At 71.4% G+C, this 14983-nt stretch carries 17 protein-coding genes; 8 read left to right on the forward strand and 9 right to left on the reverse strand.

Annotation, left to right across the window (positions count from 1 at the left end):
* The first annotated feature begins 51 nt into the window (after positions 1 to 51).
* The 3 genes from SA2016_RS16055 to SA2016_RS16065 all read left to right on the forward strand — a co-directional run bounded on the left by SA2016_RS16055 (position 52) and on the right by SA2016_RS16065 (position 3897).
* Positions 52 to 1221 (forward strand): AMP-binding protein, encoded by a 1170-nt coding sequence (locus SA2016_RS16055; protein WP_066499980.1) that lies wholly within the window; start codon positions 52 to 54, stop codon positions 1219 to 1221.
* Between the two features lie 69 nt (positions 1222 to 1290).
* Positions 1291 to 2172, forward strand: coding sequence for a 1,4-dihydroxy-2-naphthoate polyprenyltransferase (locus SA2016_RS16060; RefSeq protein ID WP_066499986.1), 882 nt, complete (start codon positions 1291 to 1293; stop codon positions 2170 to 2172).
* Positions 2173 to 2235: 63 nt separating this feature from the next.
* On the forward strand, positions 2236 to 3897 hold the full coding sequence (locus tag SA2016_RS16065) for an HNH endonuclease signature motif containing protein (protein ID WP_066499989.1): 1662 nt from the start codon (positions 2236 to 2238) through the stop codon (positions 3895 to 3897).
* Positions 3898 to 3904: 7 nt separating this feature from the next.
* Here SA2016_RS16065 and SA2016_RS21015 read toward each other — a convergent pair whose 3' ends face one another.
* Positions 3905 to 4435: a DUF4229 domain-containing protein gene (locus SA2016_RS21015; protein WP_084249590.1), complete on the reverse strand. Its 531-nt coding sequence runs from the start codon at positions 4433 to 4435 to the stop codon at positions 3905 to 3907.
* A gap of 25 nt (positions 4436 to 4460) precedes the next feature.
* On the opposite strand from SA2016_RS21015, the gene SA2016_RS16075 reads away from it, so the two are divergent.
* Positions 4461 to 4724: a PLD nuclease N-terminal domain-containing protein gene (locus SA2016_RS16075; protein ID WP_066499992.1), complete on the forward strand. Its 264-nt coding sequence runs from the start codon at positions 4461 to 4463 to the stop codon at positions 4722 to 4724.
* A gap of 35 nt (positions 4725 to 4759) precedes the next feature.
* Here the strand turns inward: SA2016_RS16075 and ccsB are convergent, their stop codons facing one another.
* The 5 genes from ccsB to SA2016_RS16100 are packed head-to-tail and all read right to left on the reverse strand — an operon-like array spanning position 4760 to position 9730.
* Positions 4760 to 5830: a c-type cytochrome biogenesis protein CcsB gene (gene ccsB, locus SA2016_RS16080; RefSeq protein ID WP_066499994.1), complete on the reverse strand. Its 1071-nt coding sequence runs from the start codon at positions 5828 to 5830 to the stop codon at positions 4760 to 4762.
* A complete protein-coding gene (gene resB, locus SA2016_RS16085; RefSeq protein WP_066499997.1) occupies positions 5830 to 7656 on the reverse strand; it encodes a cytochrome c biogenesis protein ResB in 1827 nt (608 codons plus the stop codon). The genes ccsB and resB overlap by 1 nt, the downstream gene beginning before the upstream one ends.
* Complete coding sequence (locus tag SA2016_RS16090; RefSeq protein ID WP_066500000.1) at positions 7656 to 8405, reverse strand: cytochrome c biogenesis CcdA family protein; 750 nt, start codon at positions 8403 to 8405, stop codon at positions 7656 to 7658. The genes resB and SA2016_RS16090 overlap by 1 nt, the downstream gene beginning before the upstream one ends.
* Entirely contained in the window at positions 8405 to 9043 is a 639-nt protein-coding gene (locus tag SA2016_RS16095; RefSeq protein WP_084249591.1) for a TlpA family protein disulfide reductase, read from the reverse strand. The genes SA2016_RS16090 and SA2016_RS16095 overlap by 1 nt, the downstream gene beginning before the upstream one ends.
* Before the next feature lie 18 nt (positions 9044 to 9061).
* On the reverse strand, positions 9062 to 9730 hold the full coding sequence (locus SA2016_RS16100) for a histidine phosphatase family protein (protein ID WP_066500003.1): 669 nt from the start codon (positions 9728 to 9730) through the stop codon (positions 9062 to 9064).
* Positions 9731 to 9941: 211 nt separating this feature from the next.
* Here SA2016_RS16100 and SA2016_RS16105 point away from each other — a divergent pair, with 211 nt between their 5' ends.
* A complete protein-coding gene (locus SA2016_RS16105) occupies positions 9942 to 10490 on the forward strand; it encodes a YceI family protein (protein WP_066500006.1) in 549 nt (182 codons plus the stop codon).
* A 51-nt stretch (positions 10491 to 10541) separates the two neighbouring features.
* Here the strand turns inward: SA2016_RS16105 and SA2016_RS16110 are convergent, their stop codons facing one another.
* The 3 genes from SA2016_RS16110 to SA2016_RS16120 all read right to left on the reverse strand — a co-directional run bounded on the left by SA2016_RS16110 (position 10542) and on the right by SA2016_RS16120 (position 12783).
* Positions 10542 to 11408 (reverse strand): SDR family NAD(P)-dependent oxidoreductase, encoded by an 867-nt coding sequence (locus SA2016_RS16110; protein ID WP_066500008.1) that lies wholly within the window; start codon positions 11406 to 11408, stop codon positions 10542 to 10544.
* Positions 11409 to 11524: 116 nt separating this feature from the next.
* On the reverse strand, positions 11525 to 11881 hold the full coding sequence (locus tag SA2016_RS16115) for an SPW repeat protein (protein ID WP_066500011.1): 357 nt from the start codon (positions 11879 to 11881) through the stop codon (positions 11525 to 11527).
* Positions 11882 to 12003: 122 nt separating this feature from the next.
* Positions 12004 to 12783, reverse strand: a complete 780-nt coding sequence (locus SA2016_RS16120) for an SDR family oxidoreductase (RefSeq protein WP_066500013.1) — start codon at positions 12781 to 12783, stop codon at positions 12004 to 12006.
* Positions 12784 to 12982: 199 nt separating this feature from the next.
* Between SA2016_RS16120 and SA2016_RS16125 the strand changes: the two genes are divergently transcribed.
* From SA2016_RS16125 to SA2016_RS21930, 3 genes are all read left to right on the forward strand, one after another.
* On the forward strand, positions 12983 to 13627 hold the full coding sequence (locus tag SA2016_RS16125) for an NADPH-dependent F420 reductase (RefSeq protein WP_218030570.1): 645 nt from the start codon (positions 12983 to 12985) through the stop codon (positions 13625 to 13627).
* Between the two features lie 139 nt (positions 13628 to 13766).
* Positions 13767 to 13943 (forward strand): hypothetical protein, encoded by a 177-nt coding sequence (locus tag SA2016_RS21535; RefSeq protein WP_157089140.1) that lies wholly within the window; start codon positions 13767 to 13769, stop codon positions 13941 to 13943.
* 169 nt (positions 13944 to 14112) lie between these two features.
* Positions 14113 to 14982, forward strand: a complete 870-nt coding sequence (locus SA2016_RS21930; RefSeq protein ID WP_066500015.1) for a hypothetical protein — start codon at positions 14113 to 14115, stop codon at positions 14980 to 14982.
* The last annotated feature ends 1 nt before the right edge of the window (position 14983 follow it).

Here is a 14983-nt window from a genome sequence, read left to right on the forward strand (position 1 = left end):
GACTCCTCGGCCCGGCGGACCTGACCCTTCAACGAGAGGCGCACCCACACCGTGAACCTGGACCCCGTGCTCTCAGCCCTCGCCGCCGCGCTCGCGGGCGAGGGCCCAGCAGTCGAGTTCGGGCCCGGCGGCTCGGGCCAGGCCGCGCGCGCCGACGGGTCGGCGCTGCCCGAGGGCACGGCGGTGGTGGTGCGCACGTCGGGCTCGACCGGGCAGCCGAAGGCCACCGCCCTCACCGTCGACGCCCTCGCGGCGTCCTCGGCTGCCACGGCGATGAGGCTCAGGGGCGAGGGGCAATGGCTGCTCGCGCTGCCCCTCGACTACGTCGCAGGCGTGCAGGTCCTCGTCCGGTCCCTGTTCGCGGGGACGCGACCGTGGGCCATGGACCTCACGGCCGGGTTCACGCCGGAGGCCTTCGCCGACGCGGCGGAGGCCCTCACCGATCCGATCCGCCTCACCTCCCTCGTGCCGACCCAGCTGCGCCGCCTGCTCGACGACGGCTCTCCCCGCGTGCTTGCTGCCCTGAACCGCTTCAACGCCGTGCTCCTGGGCGGCGCCGCGATGCCCCCCGACCTCCTGGAACGGGCCCGCGAGGCCGGGGTGCACGTCGTGACGACCTACGGCTCGGCCGAGACCTGCGGCGGCTGCGTGTACGACGGCGTGCCGCTGGACGGCGTCGAGGTGGAACTCGTGGACGGCCGGGTGTGGCTCGGCGGCGAGGTCGTGGCCGCCGGGTACGTGGGCGATCCGGAGCGCACGGCCGAGCATTTCCGCACCGACGGTGACGGCCGCCGGTGGTACCTGAGCTCCGACGTGGGCGAGTTCGGGCCCGACGGCCGCCTGAGGATCCTGGGGCGGGCGGACGACGTCGTCATCACCGGCGGCGTCAAGGCCTCCGCCGCTCGGGTGGCGGCAGCAGTCGAGGGCCTGCCGGGAGTGCGCGAGGCGTTCGTGGCCGGCGTCGACGACCCGGAGTGGGGGCAGGCGCTGGTGGCGGCCGTCGTGCTCGCGGTGCCGGAGGATCGGAACGGTCCGGAGGATCGGGAAGAGCCGGGCGAAGGCACGGTGCCGGAGGACGTCCGGGCCGCGGCCGCAGAGCGGCTCGGCAGGCTCGCGCCCAAGTCCTGGCTGGCGCTTGAGGCGCTCCCGCTCCTGCCCAACGGCAAGCCCGACCGCAGGGCCCTCACCGAGCTCCTGGCCGCCAGGCACCGCAGGCGCTAGCCCGGGGCGCCGGCAGCCGGCGTCATCCATCAGCCTCCACCCACCGACCAGCTTCAGAGGAATCAGCACGTGGCAACACCCGCCCAATGGATCTCCGGCTCCCGGCCGCGCACCCTGCCCATGGCCGTCGCGCCCGTGGTGATCGGCACCGCGGCCGCCTACGGGCTCGGAGCGTTCAAGCCGGTCAATGCCGTGCTGGCCGCGCTCGTCGCGGTGCTGCTCCAGGTCGGCGTGAACTACGCCAACGACTACTCCGACGGGATCCGCGGCACCGACGACGACCGCGTGGGACCTTTCCGGCTCACGGGCTCCAAGGCCGCCGCGCCCGCCCAGGTCAAGCGCGCCGCCTTCATCGCGTTCGGGGCGGCCATGCTGTGCGGGCTCGCCCTCGTGGTGGTCTCGCAGACGTGGTGGCTGCTGCTCGTCGGCGTCGGATGCGTCGCGGCGGCCTGGGGCTACACCGGGGGCAAGAACCCGTACGGCTACCTCGGGCTGGGCGACGTGTTCGTGTTCGTGTTCTTCGGCCTCGTGGCCACGCTCGGCACCACGTACACCCAGGCGGGCACCCTCAGCGCGGCCTCGTGGATCGGGGCCGTCGGCACAGGGCTGATCGCCGACGGGCTCCTGATGGCCAACAACGTGCGCGACATCCCGACGGACGAGCTGGCGGGCAAGCGGACCCTGGCCGTGCGGCTGGGCGACTACAGGGCCCGCAGGGCCTACGTGTGGATGCTCGGCATCGCGGTCCTCGGGCCTCTCCTGCTGGTGCCGTGGAACCCGTGGATGCTGGTCATGCTGCTGCTGGTTCCGGCGTGCCTCACTCCGTCGTGGCTCATGCTCGGCGGGAAGAAGGGGCCCCGGCTCATCCCGGTCCTCCAGCAGACGGGCTTCATCAACCTCGGCTACGCCGGGCTGTTCACGGTGGCCGTGGTGCTGAGGACCCTGTTCTAGGCGCCCTGTGGGCGGCACCGACGGCCAGCGAGAAGTGTCGTAGGTGTGTCCTAGCATTGTTCCATGAGCATCGGACGTGAGTTCGAGGAGTCCGCCGGCTCCGCCGAAGGGGGCGGCGCGTGGTGGGCCGCCCTCGAGCTCGAGGCGATTCGCGAGGCTGACGAGGCCGACGCCGCCGCGGGAGGCCCGGTAGAGCCCTCGCCGTGGCTGCTCAGCGTCTGGGAACGTCGCGACGATCCTTCGACGCGGCCACTTCGGCAACCCGGGCCCGATCCCGAACTGCTGGCCATCATTGCCGCCGATGCCGAAGCCGAGGCCGAAGCCGGCGCGGCGGCGGGCGAGCAGCCGGAGGCCGGGCACCGCGGGCCCACGGCCCAGCGCTCCCTCCCCGACGTCGGCCTCCCCTCCCCCGCCGCGATCGTGGCGGATATCGAGGCCGAGGCCGCGCAGGTCCTGATCGCCCGTCTGGAGCGACTCGACCGCGAGGACGCCTCACGTGCCGCCGAACGCCTCCTGACACTCGCCTCGCTCGCGCGGGCGGTCGGTGGCTCGTCGGACGATCCCTTCCGCCGCCTCGGCGCCGCCTCTATTGCAGCATCCGAGGTCGCGGCCGCCCTGAACCTCTCAGCACGCACGGCAAAGGGCATGGTCACCGAGGCTCTCGAACTCTCCCGGCCCGCCTGGCGCCCCCTGGTCGATGCCATGCACGCAGGGCTCCTCCCGCAGCGCCGCGCCCGGACGGTCCTTGACGCCGCAACGCCGGTTCCGCCGGAACGCCTGGCGGCCTTCGTCGCGGAGGCTGTCGCCGTCGCAGTCCCCACCGGCCCCGACGGCAGCCTCGACGCCGACCGACTGCAGAGCCCGGGAGCTCTTGGGCGGCAGCTCCGGCGGGTGGCCGAGCGGCACGCCGTCGAGCCGCTTGCCCTCCGCAAGGCCAAGGCCCGTGAGCACCGCCGCGTGGACATCGAGCCCGCCGGCGACGCGATGTGCTGGCTCACGGCCTATCTGCCGCTCGAGGACGCCGCTGCGATCGACACCCGCTTGGAGAGCATGGCGCGTTTCCTCCAGAGTGCCTCGGAGGGCCGCACGCTCCCCCAGCTCCGGGCCGACGTGTTCGCGGACCTCCTCACCGCTGCCCTCACCGCTGACGGGCGGCCCGCGGCGGGGCCCCGCGCCCAGATCATCGCCACGGTCCCGCTGGGCACCCTTGAGGGCTCCGGGAGCGCTCCCGGAGAGATCCTCGGCTACGGGCCCCTCGATCCGGACGCAGCCCGCCTCCTGGCCTCGCAGGCGGCCACGTGGACCCGACTGTGGGTCGACCCCGGGACCGGCGCGCCCCTTGCGCTCGGCCGCACACGCTACAGACCGAGCGCTGCGATGCGCCGGCAGCTCGGCGCCCGGGACGTGGTGTGCCGGTTCCCCGGATGCGACAGGCCGTCGACAGCGACCGAAGCCGACCACACCACGGCCTGGGCGAGCGGCGGCGAGACCAGCACAGGGAACCTCGCCCTCCTGTGTCGGGAGCACCATCGGCTCAAGAGCGAGGGTCACTGGAGGGCTCGGCAGATCGGGCGCCCGCAGGCTGGCCCAGCGGCCCCCTCGCACGGCTCACCGACATCGCCCGCGCAGCGCTCCGCGGCACCCCCAGGGACGATCGAATGGACCTCCCCAGCCGGCCGGCGCTACATCACCTACCCCGAGAGCGACCCACCGCCACCGTTCTAGCGTGGGATTAGGAGGCAGTCCCCTGCTCGCCGGAGTCCTGCGCCTTCAGGTCCTCGGTTTTCAGGTCCTCGGCCTTGCGGCCCTCGGTCTTGCGGTCCTCAGTCCTGCGGCCCTGGGACGCAGGCTCGCGTAGGGCCCCGTGGCCCTGGACGTCCGTGTCGCCTTCGGCCCTGTCGCCTTCGGCCTTCCAGCCTTCGGCGCTTGGGTTCTCCTCACCCTCGGCGCTTGGGTTCTCGTCACGCTCGGCGCCCTCGTACTCGGCTTCCTCGTCGGCCCGCTGCGCCTCGTCGAGCGCGTCCTCCACCTCGGCGTCGGCAAGCTCGCGCTTGGAACGCACCTGCTTGCGGCCGCCGAAGACGTCGCGGACTTCGCTCGCGGCCGCATTGCGCTGCCGAGTCAGGAACAGGAAGTTGATGGCGAAGGCGATGAGCACGGCATAGATGGCCGAGAGGACTACCCCGATGCGCAGCACCATGAAGACGGCGAACGGCACAACGAAGAGGACGGCGCGGAGGAGGAAGTACTTGAGGGATGCCACTGGACGAGTTTACTAAAATGGTCCTATGATCCGCGTCCTGCCCTGGCTCATCGTCCTGGTCGCATGGCTCTACGGCATGGTGGACTGCGCGTTGAGTGACCGCCGCGCCGTCCGGGGCGGCATCTCGAAGACGCTCTGGTTCCTCATCTCGGTCCTGCCCGCCGTGGGCACCGTCCTGTGGTTCGTGTTCGGGCGCCCGCGGGGCACCACGCCGCCGCGCGGCAGCAACGGAAAGGGCCGCCGCCCGATGGCACCGGACGACGACCCTGACTTCCTCCGCGGGCTCTGAGCCCGCGATCCTGGAGCGGAGCTCTTCCGCGCCGCTCAGCCGGCGCTGACGCCGCCGTAGGAGTGCAGGCCCGAGAAGTAGATGTTGACCACGGTGAAGTTGAAGATCACGCACAGGTAGCCGACGATCGACAGCCAGGCGGCGCGGGCACCCGTCCAGCCGCGGGTCGCGCGGGCGTGGAGATAGGCCGCGTACACGACCCAGATGACGAAGCTCCAGACCTCCTTGGTGTCCCAGCCCCAGAAGCGGCCCCAGGCCTTCTCGGCCCAGATCGAGCCGAACATCACGGTCAGCGTCCAGCCCACGAAGGCGATGGTGTTGATCCGGTAGGACAGCGCCTCGAGGGTCAGCGAGCTGGGCACCAGGCGCATGAACGACCCGGTGTCGAGGCCGCCGGCGGCGATCTTCGCCTCGCGCCGGCTCTGCAGGAGCTGCAGGACGGCCATCGAGAACGTCAGCGTGAACAGCGCCGAGGAGAGCACGGCGATCGAGACGTGGATGACGAGCCAGTAGCTCTGCAGGGCGGGGACGAGGTGCCCCACCGGGATGTAGAACGCGACCGCCGCGGCCACCATCATGACCACGGCGAGGCCGAGCACGAACGTGCCGAGGAAGCGCAGGTCCCGGCGGATGAGCACCACGAGGAAGACCGCGACGACGAGGAAGGCGCCGGTGGTGCAGAACTCGTACATGTTGCCCCACGGCACGCGGCCGGCCGCGATGCCTCGACTCAGCACGCCCGCGGCGTGGATGACGAGGCCGAGGATGCTCAGCGCGACGCCGACGCGGGCGCCCTTGCGGCGGGAGCGGTACTTGAGGTCGGAGTCAGCCACCTCAACCGTCCCGGCGCCCGCATTCTTCGGCGACGCCGGGGTGGCCGCGCTGCCGCTGCCGCCCCCGGCGCCGGCCAGCACCGACTGCTTGGCCTCGGCCTTCGCGGCAGCCTCCGCCTTCTGTCCGGCCAGCAGGGCGGCGTCACGCTGGCCGACCTTGCCGCTCGTGGCCATGTCCCACGCGAAGGCGAGGAACGCGACGACGTACGTTCCGGCGGCAAGCAGCATGAACAGCTCGCTGTACGCACCGAGAGTGAAATTGATCTGCGGCATCAGGCGTCCTTCTGAGTACTGGCCGAGGTGGTTGTTGTACTGGCCGATGTGTCTGTGGCGGCCGATGTGGATTTCGCGTTCTTAGTCTGCGCCCCGGGGCCGTCGCCGGGAACGTCCCAGGCCTTGGCGAGTGCGGCGCGCACGGCCCGCCCCTCGGCCGCGAGGCCGCCGTGGTCTTCACCACGGGTGAGGAGGCCGTACTCGACCATGGTGCGCCCGTCCTCGTGCTGGCCCACGCGCACCCACAGGCGGCGCCGGGTCAGGAAGAGGGAGCAGATGAGGCCGGCGAGGGAGAACAGGGCGAAGCCGAGGGCCCACTCCTGTCCAGGGTTGCGGTGGATGTCGAGGGCCACGTAGCGCTTGAGGCCGTCGAAGGTGATCGACCCCTGGCCGTTCGGCATGGTGTAGGACTGCCCGGCGCCGAGCACGATGCCCCCGGCAGGCTTGTCGCGCCCATTGACCTGGGTCAGCTTGGCGACGTCGAGCGCGTAGACGTTCTGGGGCTTCCCCTTGTCCAGCCCGAGGTCTCCCACATAGGAGTTGAGGTTGAGCTGGACGTTGAGCGGATCGGGGTCTGCGCTGAAGGCGACGTTGTTGGCGCCCTTCTCAGCCGTGGGGAGGAAGAATCCCACGAACCCGAGCTGGGTGGGCTTGGCGTCGGGGACCTTGATGACGATCGTCGAGGTGTAGACGGAGTCGGTCGGGATGGCCGGGACGGGACCCTGGAACGCGACCTTCCCGTCGCCGCCGCGGACCGTCACCACCGGCGCGTAGCCGTTGCCGACCAGGTACACGTCGGTGGCCCCGATCGAGATCGGGTCGTTGACCTTGAGGTCCTGCTGCCGCTCGGGATCCGAGGGGGAATCCCTCGTGGTCACGTGCGCGGTGAAGTCGAGCGGCTGTCCGAACTGCTTGACCGACTCGCGGTCGTAGCGGACGTCGAACTTGTCCAGGTGGACGGAGTACGGCGCGAGCCAGCTGGACTGGAAGTCGGTGCCGGGGTTGAACGTGTCGTACCCGACGAGGGTGTTGACGAAGGTCTCGCCCTCGATCAGGGTGCGCTGGCCGCTGTAGCCGAACAGGCCGCCGATCGCGACCGAGACGAGCACCCCGACGAGTCCGGAGTGGAAGCAGAGGTTGCCGAGTTCCTTGAGGTAGCCCTTCTCGGCCCCCACGGAGTGGAAGGCCGAGTGGAAGGCGGACGCACGACGGCGGGCACCGCCGTCGTGCGCGTCCGTCGCCTCGGCCTCGGGCGCGGCAGGGCGGAGGTCCACGCGGTAGCCGCGCTTCTTCAGGAGCGCCGCAGCCTGCTCGGCGGCGTCGGCGGCTGCCAGGCCGCGCTCGGCGGGGACCACGAGCGTGCCGTAGACCGGCAGGCGGGAGAGGCGGGCGGGGGTGCGCGGGGGCTTCGAGCGCCAGGACTTCCAGTGGGCGATGGCGCGCGGGACCACGCAGCCGATCAGCGAGATGAACAGCAGCAGGTAGACGGCCGAGAACCAGACGGAGGAGTAGACGTCGAACATCTGGAGCTTGTCCAGGATCGGGCCGTAGTCCGCGTGGTCCTTGAGGTACTGGGTCACGATGGCCGGGTTCGTGGGCCGCTGGGGGAACAGCGACCCGGGGACTGCGGCGACGGCCAGGAGCAGGAGGAGGAAGAGCGCCGTCCGCATGCTCGTCAGCTGGGTCCAGGCCCAGCGGAGCATGCCCACCACGCCCAGGGCGGGCAGTGCGACGTCGGTGCGCGCCGCCTGCCTGCCCTTGCGGCCCTTGGCGGGCTTGGGGCTCTTCTTCTCCTGGTTGTCAGGCTTTGACTTCGTCTCACTCATCAGACGGGCAGCTCCACGGTTCCGATCCAGATCTGCAGCTGGCTGATCCAGTAGGTCCAGACGCCGGAGACCATGAGGACTCCGACGAGGATCAGCAGGCCGCCGCCGGCTCCCTGGAGGGCGCGGCGATGCTTCTTGAAGAACGCCATGGCCCCGAGGCCGCGGCGCAGGCCCAGGGCGATGAGCAGGAACGGCACACCGAGCCCGAGGCAGTAGACGAAGGTCAGCAGGGCGCCCTTGTACGCGCTCGGGCCGTCGGAGAACGCGAGCACCTGCACCGCCGCGAGGGTCGGGCCGATGCACGGGACCCAGCCGAGGCCGAACGTGATGCCGAGGAGCGGGGCGCCCCAGAGCCCGGCGGGCGGCCGGGCGTGGACGCGCGCCTCCCGCTGGAAGATGCCGAGGCCGCCCATGAAGACGATCCCCATGAGCACGACGACGATCCCCAGCACCCTCGTGAGCCATCCGGAGGAGATGGCGAGCCATGAGCCGAGCTGGCCGAACACGGCACCGGTCGCGACGAACACTGCGGTGAAGCCGAGCACGAACAGGCCGATCCCGGCGACCATGCGGCCGCGGCGCTGCTTGGCCAGGTCCACGCCCGTCAGCCCGGTCACGTACCCGAGATAGCCGGGCACGAGCGGGAGGACGCACGGGGAGAGGAAGGAGACGACGCCCGCGAGCAGGGCCACGGGCAGCGCGAGCAGGAGGGAGCCGTTGAGGACGGTATCGCTGAAGATCCCGCCCACTACTCGGCCGCCGCGGACGTGATGAGGGCCTTGAGGGTGCCCTTGTCGAGCTGGCCGAGCACGCGCGAGGCCACGCGGCCCTGCTTGTCGAGCACGATCGTGGTGGGCACGGCGCCGGGCGGGACGGCCCCGGACATCGCGAGGAGGACCTGTCCGTCCTTGTCGTTGAAACTCGGGTAGGTGAGCTTGAAGCTCTGCTCGAAGGCCTGCGCCGTGCCCTGCTCGTCGCGCAGGTTGACGCCGTAGAAGGCCACGCCCTGAGGCTTGAATTCGGTGTGCAGCGCCTCGAGCTCGGGCGCCTCGAGACGGCAGGGGGCGCACGCGGCGAACCAGAAGTTCAGCACCGTCACGTGGCCTGCGAAGTCCTTGGAGCTGACCTTCGTGCCGTCGTAGAGCGTGCCCGTGAAGTCGACCGGCGGCTTGCGGGAGTCCTTCGCATACTCGGTGACCGAGCCATCGCCCGCCACGTAGTTCTTGTTGTCCCCCGCCCGGGCCTGCTGGGCGAGCGGGTCGGAGGCGGCGCAGCCCGAGAGCACGGCGGCAAGTCCGACCGCCGCCGCCGCGGCGAGCAGCCGCCGGCGGGTCGGGCGGCCGGGAACGGCGGGGGCGGATCGGGGGGACAGCTCGGCGCGGGACATCTGGTGCTCCTGGGGCATTCAGGCCCCCGGGGTCGTGGCCGCGCCGGGCAGCAGCCGGGCGGCGGGCTCGGTGTAGCGGACGGCGGTGACGGCGCCCGTGAGGGTGTCGATCGTGAGGGACGTGAGGGAGGCGAGCGTGCACTCGCGCTTGCGGGGATCGTGGGGCAGCGGCCTGCCCTCGGCCTTCAGGCGGGCCATCCAGATGGGCAGCTGGTGCGCCACCAGGATGGCCTCCGCACCGTCGCCGCCCAGCTCGGCGGCCCGGCGCGCGGCGTCCCGTGCGGCATCGAGGACCCGGGCCGCCTGCTCCTCGTAGGGCTCGCCCCAGGAGGGACGGAGCGGGTTCACCAGGTAGGGCCAGTGCTTCGGCTTGAGGAGCTCGCGCGGGGTGACCTTGAGCCCCTCGAAGTGGTTCTCGGCCTCGATGATGCGCGGCTCGGTCCGCACCACGAGGTTGAGGACCTTGGCGCTCGGCTCGGCCGTCTCCTGGGCCCGGGTCAGCGGCGACGCCGCGAGCAGGACCACCCGCGCGCCGTCGAGCGCGCGCTGGGCGAAGTGGGACGCGACCGTGTTGGCCATCTGGCGGCCGAGCTCGGACAGGTGGAAGTCCGGCAGCCGGCCGTAGAGCACACCGGCGGGGTTGTAGACCTCGCCGTGGCGCAGCAGATGGACGGTCGAAGAGGGCATGGCTCCAGTTTCTCAAACGTGGTGGGCGGCCGTGAAATCGCGGGAGAGGGCCCTGCCCGCGATTCTACAAAGGGTAGAACTATCACGCCCACCCTAGAGTTCCCTGTGTAACCCCTGCCACAGGGGGGTTGCGGTCCATGCAGATGCATGTTTTTATTGAGTCAGCGGTTAGTTGACGCTTCAATCAAAACCCCACTCAGGAGGAACCACAGTGACTCTGCCCCACGGCCTCACCCCCGGAACCTGGACCCTCGACGGCGCGCACAGCGAGATCGGCTTCACCGTCCGCCACGCCGGCATCTCCAAGGTGCGCGGCCGCTTCAACGACGCCACCGCCACCGTGTCGGTCGGCTCGACCGCCGCGGACACCACCGCCACCGCCGTCGTCAAGACCGCATCCTTCGACTCCGGCGACGCCAACCGCGACGGCCACGTGAAGGGCGCCGATTTCTTCGACGTCGAGAAGTTCCCCGAGATGACCTTCGAGGCCACCTCCATCGAGGCGAAGGGCGACGAGTTCGACGTCACCGGCAACCTCACCATCAAGGGCGTCACCCAGCCCGTCACCATCGAGACCGAGTTCAACGGCGTCGCCGTCGATCCCTTCGGCGCGACCCGCGCGGGCCTCTCCGGCGAGACGACGATCTCCCGCAAGGACTTCGGGCTGACCTGGAACGCGGTCCTCGAGGCCGGCGGTGTCCTCGTCTCCGACAAGGTCGTGATCACCCTGGACCTCGCGTTCGTCGCGCCCCAGGCCTGATCGATCCTCGCCGGCCGCTCCCGGTCGGCACCCCGGATGGCTCCGCAGCGTTCAGCCCCTCGTGGAGCCGTCCACCACAGTGACCTCGAGCGGCATGCGGTGAGCCCTGCGGAGGCGCCCGGCCAGGAGGTTGCGCAGTCCGCGGGCCACCAGCGTCGGGCCCCGCAGGTCCCGGAACTCGGCGGCCTCGGTGGTGACCAGGCGGAGCAGGGGGCGCGCGGCGTCGTCGGGGGTCTGTCCCCACAGGCCCACGACGACCTGCAGCGCCCCCAGCCGCTGCTCGTAGCCGCGCTGGGAGGAGACGTGGCCCAGCAGGTCCGTCATGACGAGGCCGGGATTCAGCCCGTGGACCCGGACCCCGGTGCCTTTCGTCTCCAGCTGCAGCGTCTCGGTGAACTGGCGGACCCAGCGCTTGCTCGACGCGTAGGCGTTCTGCTGCGCCACCGGTCCGCGGTCGCCCTGTCCGTAGAGGTTGACGAGGTCGCCGTGGCCCTGGGCGAGGAATACCGGGAGGGCGGTGCGGGCCCCGTGGAAGGTGCCGAGGATATTGGTGCGGACCACGCGCTCGAAGTCGTCCGGCGGGGTGGAGGCGGTGGGCCCGTAGATGCCCGCGGTCCCCGCGTTGTTCACCCAGATGTCCACGGTGCCGTAGCCGAGTGCCTCGTCCCGGAGCGCCTCGACGTCGGCCAGAGAGCCCGTATCGCAGCGGCGCCCGTGCACCGCAAGGCCTTCCGCCTGGAGCAGGTCCCTGGCAGCCCGAACGTGGGCCTCCGATCTGGAGGCGATCACCACGGTGGCGCCGTGCCGGCCCAGCAGCCGTGCCATGGCGAGCCCGAGGCCCCGGGTCGACCCGGTCACCACGGCCACGCGGCCCTCCAGATCGGCCCGTGCATCCGTGCTTCCGGCCCGAGCGCCCATGGTCCCTCCGTCATTGCGCCAGCGGGAAGACGTTCCCCGACGGCGGCCGCGGAGCTCGTCGGCTGCGGTGTCCACAGCGCAGGCAAGCGGGCGGCCGCCGCGGGCTCCGGTGCGCCTCAGTGCGAGGGGATCGTCCGGTGGTGTGCCTCCATGGCCGGACGGATGGCTGCCGCGGTCACGCCGGCCGCCACGATCCCGGCGATCCAGGACGTCCACGCCGCACCGGTGTGGTCGGAGTAGGCGCCCATCCAAGGCGAGGCGAAGAGCAGCACGCCCACGGCGCACTGCGCGTACTCGAGCCACGGGGTACCGGGCATCGACAGGTTCAGCACGGCCGCGACGACCAGCAGGAGGCCGAAGACCACCATGAGGGTCGTCGAGGTGCTTGTCTGAGCGGTCCACAGGACCGCGACCGCGGCGTAGAGGCCGCAGACGCCCGCGACGTAGTCTTCCCACCGCGTCCATCTGTTCATTGCTCTTCCTTTCCCTTCTTCCTTCCCGGGGCGGAAGCCCCTCGGGATCTGCCCCGGCTTCCGGGGCAGATGCTGTGGATGCCCGTCCAGCGGCGGGTGCTCTCGGGTGCGGCCTTCGGGGCTCACCAGACGGCGTCGCCGCGGAGGACGGCGTCGCTGCCGCCGTCGACGTAGACGATCTGGCCGCAGAGGTGGGTGTTCTCCTCGCCGCCGAGCCACGCCAGCGCACGGGCCACGACGATCGGCTCGGCGATGCCGTTCAGGGGCATCGGCACCCTCTCCAGCAGCGCGCGGCGCTGCTCCGCCGTCGAGATCATCGCGGCGGCCATGGGTGTGGCGATGATCCCCGGAGCCACGGCGTTGAGGGGGATCCCCGCCCCCGCCCAGTCCGCCGATGCCGCCCGGCGGCGGACCCAGCGCGAGAGCGCGAGCTTCGTCGAGGAGTAGATCAGGCCGGTGGTCTCGGCGGCCTTGGCGAGAACCTCTGCGCGGGCCAGCGCCGCCGGCTCGTCCTCGGCCGTGAGCAGCGAGACCAGTTCCGCATCGCTCGGCAGGAGCGCCGCCATCGAGGAGACCAGCACGGCCCTGGGCGACGGCGAGCCGGACAGCAGGGGGCGGAGTCCCTCGAGCGTGGCGAGCGCTCCGAAGAAGTCCACAGCAACAGTGGCCGGCGTGGGGGCTGCAAGCCCCGCAATGGCATACACGGAGTCGACCCGGCCGCCGCTGAGGTGGCGCACGCCCTCGACCATGGCGTCACGGCCGTCGGCTCCCGAGAGGTCGGCGACCACCTCGGCGTCACGGACGTCGACGCCGATGACGTTCTCGCCCCGCTGTCCGAGCAGCTCACGGGTGGACCTGCCGATGCCCGACGCCGACCCCGTCACCACTGCTGTCCGAGGCATGATCCGCTCCTTCTGGCGCGAGGATCCCCGTGTCCCACTCTCGGGCCCTCCGCGGGGGCGGGCCAGAGTCGAAGGGCCTGACGGGCCCCTGCTGCGGCGCCGGACCTGCGAGCGCCGTGCGAGTGGCCTAAGGCCCTACCTGCTGCGCGGGCGCAGACCTACCCTCGGTGCCATCAGGCCAGCGATCGAGGAGGCAGACGTGAGCGCTGAGGTCACGATCATCGGCAGCGGACGGATGGCACGGGGGCTGGCGCAGATGGCTCTGCGCGCCGGCCGCGCAGTCCAGATCCTGGGCCGGGATGGCAGCCAGACCCGCGACCTCGTTGAGTCCCTGGGGGCGGGCGCCAGCGGCGGAATCATCGGCGCCCCGGTCGAGGGGGGCCTCGTGGTCCTGGCCGTCCCGTACAGGGAAGTCGCGAACGTGGTGCGCGAGCTCGGCGACGGGGTGGACGGGCGCGTCGTCGTGGATATCGCGAACCCCGTGGACGTCTCGACCTTCGACCGGCTGCTCACGCCGGCGGGAACGTCGTCGGCCGAGGAGGTCGCCGTGATGGTCCGGGGCCGGGCGGAGGTGGTCAAGGCCTTCAACACGGTCTTCGCCTCGACCTTGGAGTCCGGCTCGGTGGGAGGCCAGCATCTGGATGTCTTCATTGCGGGCGATTCCGAGACGGCCAAGGAGAAGGTGAGCGCCCTGGTCGCCAAGTCCGGGATGCGGCCGATCGATGCGGGGCCCCTGCGCCGATCGCGTGAGCTGGAGGCCTTCATGCTCCTCGTCTTCGGCCTCCAGGTGAGCCCGGCCCATGAGAACTTCAATTGGGACACCTCCCTGCGGATCTTCCCCTAGGCGGTCGCGGGTAGGTCGGCCCGCGCGGGACGATCTGCGCGGCGGACGGTTGAGACTCGCGACGGTGGGTAGCTGACGTGGGTACCCCGGAATGAGGAACCCCGGGGGGTTCGCTGACGCAGATGAAGGGAACCCGACCATGGCACACGAGCCGCTCGAACTGGCCTTTGCCTTCTTCGAAGCGTCCCAGAGGGAGGGCACCAGCTCCGCCGAAATCGCAGGATGCCTCGAACAGGCCCGCACTACGGCACTGTTGAGCATCGCAGAAAGCCTTGCCGTCATCGCGGCGGCAACGGTGGACGAACCGGCCCACTGACCGCCGGCCCGACGCGGGCCGGAGGCGCAGTGCGTCCGCCGCGCGCGGCACGCCCTCACTGGCGACAGGAGGGGTGCCGGGCCGGTGCCCTCTGGCGATACAGTGGGGTCAACGCGGCGGGGGCGCGTGGACGCTCCCCCGTCGGGCCACCTTCAACGATTGGACCCGCATGAGCACGCCCCCTGTCCCCCCGAACGGCGCCGAGCAGCACCACGGGGATCAGAAGCCCGGGCCCGAGCAGGCCGGGCCAGGACAGGCGGGGCCCGGCGACCAGGGAGGCCCGGCCGCCAGGCCCGCCCCCCGGTACGGGCAGTACGCCCCCGGGTTCGGGGAGGGGCAGCAGCCCCCCGCCTACGGACAGCAGCAGCCGCCCGCCTACGGGCAGCAGCCCGGCTACGGACAGCAGCAGCCCCCTGCGTACGGGCAGCAGCCCCCTGCGTACGGGCAGCAGCCCGGCTACGGCCAGCAGGGCGGCTACGGCCAGCCGTGGCAGCAGCCCGCCGCCCCCGGCTACGGCGCCCCGGGCTTCGGCGCGCCGAGCCCCGAGGCCCAGCGCACGGCGGTCCGCCGGGCGTCCCTGCTGATCTTCATCACGGCGGCCGCCGAGGTCGTCATCGGCTTCTTCGCCACGTTCGTCACACTGAACACGCCCACGTCCGCGCTCCGGAACCTCTTCGACGACGCCGGCGGCGCGTCGTCGGGCATCACCTTCGAGCAGTTCCGCCAGATCATCAGCACCTTCGTGTGGCTCGCCATGGCAGGGGTCGTGGTCAACGCCGCCGTGCTCGTGCTCTGCGGGGTGTTCCTGATGCGGGGCCGGCGCTGGGCGCGGATCCTCGGGACCGTCTTCCTCTGCCTCACCCTCGGCGCGTTCCTCGCGGGCGGCGTCTTCTCCCTCATCACCATCGGCCTCGCGGTCGCCTCGGTCGTTCTCCTGTTCCGGCCTGCGGTGACGGCCTTCCTCGCCGCACAGAACCAGTTCGCCAATCCCTACACCACCCCGAAGGGACCCACCTTCGGCAACCCCTACGGACAGTGAC

The sequence above is a fragment of the Sinomonas atrocyanea genome (genome assembly GCF_001577305.1).
Classification (GTDB): Bacteria; Actinomycetota; Actinomycetes; order Actinomycetales; family Micrococcaceae; genus Sinomonas; species Sinomonas atrocyanea.

Bases quoted from the DNA above. Each gene is read 5' to 3' on its own strand.
- SA2016_RS16065 (WP_066499989.1), top strand. From the start codon at position 2,236: ATGAGCATCGGACGTGAGTTCGAGGAGTCCGCCGGCTCCGCCGAAGGG.
- SA2016_RS16075 (WP_066499992.1), top strand. From the start codon at position 4,461: ATGATCCGCGTCCTGCCCTGGCTCATCGTCCTGGTCGCATGGCTCTAC.
- ccsB (WP_066499994.1), bottom strand. From the start codon at position 5,830: ATGCCGCAGATCAATTTCACTCTCGGTGCGTACAGCGAGCTGTTCATG.
- resB (WP_066499997.1), bottom strand. From the start codon at position 7,656: ATGAGTGAGACGAAGTCAAAGCCTGACAACCAGGAGAAGAAGAGCCCC.
- SA2016_RS16095 (WP_084249591.1), bottom strand. From the start codon at position 9,043: ATGTCCCGCGCCGAGCTGTCCCCCCGATCCGCCCCCGCCGTTCCCGGC.
- SA2016_RS16100 (WP_066500003.1), bottom strand. From the start codon at position 9,730: ATGCCCTCTTCGACCGTCCATCTGCTGCGCCACGGCGAGGTCTACAAC.
- SA2016_RS16110 (WP_066500008.1), bottom strand. From the start codon at position 11,408: ATGGGCGCTCGGGCCGGAAGCACGGATGCACGGGCCGATCTGGAGGGC.
- SA2016_RS16115 (WP_066500011.1), bottom strand. From the start codon at position 11,881: ATGAACAGATGGACGCGGTGGGAAGACTACGTCGCGGGCGTCTGCGGC.
- SA2016_RS16120 (WP_066500013.1), bottom strand. From the start codon at position 12,783: ATGCCTCGGACAGCAGTGGTGACGGGGTCGGCGTCGGGCATCGGCAGG.
- SA2016_RS21535 (WP_157089140.1), top strand. From the start codon at position 13,767: ATGGCACACGAGCCGCTCGAACTGGCCTTTGCCTTCTTCGAAGCGTCC.
- SA2016_RS21930 (WP_066500015.1), top strand. From the start codon at position 14,113: ATGAGCACGCCCCCTGTCCCCCCGAACGGCGCCGAGCAGCACCACGGG.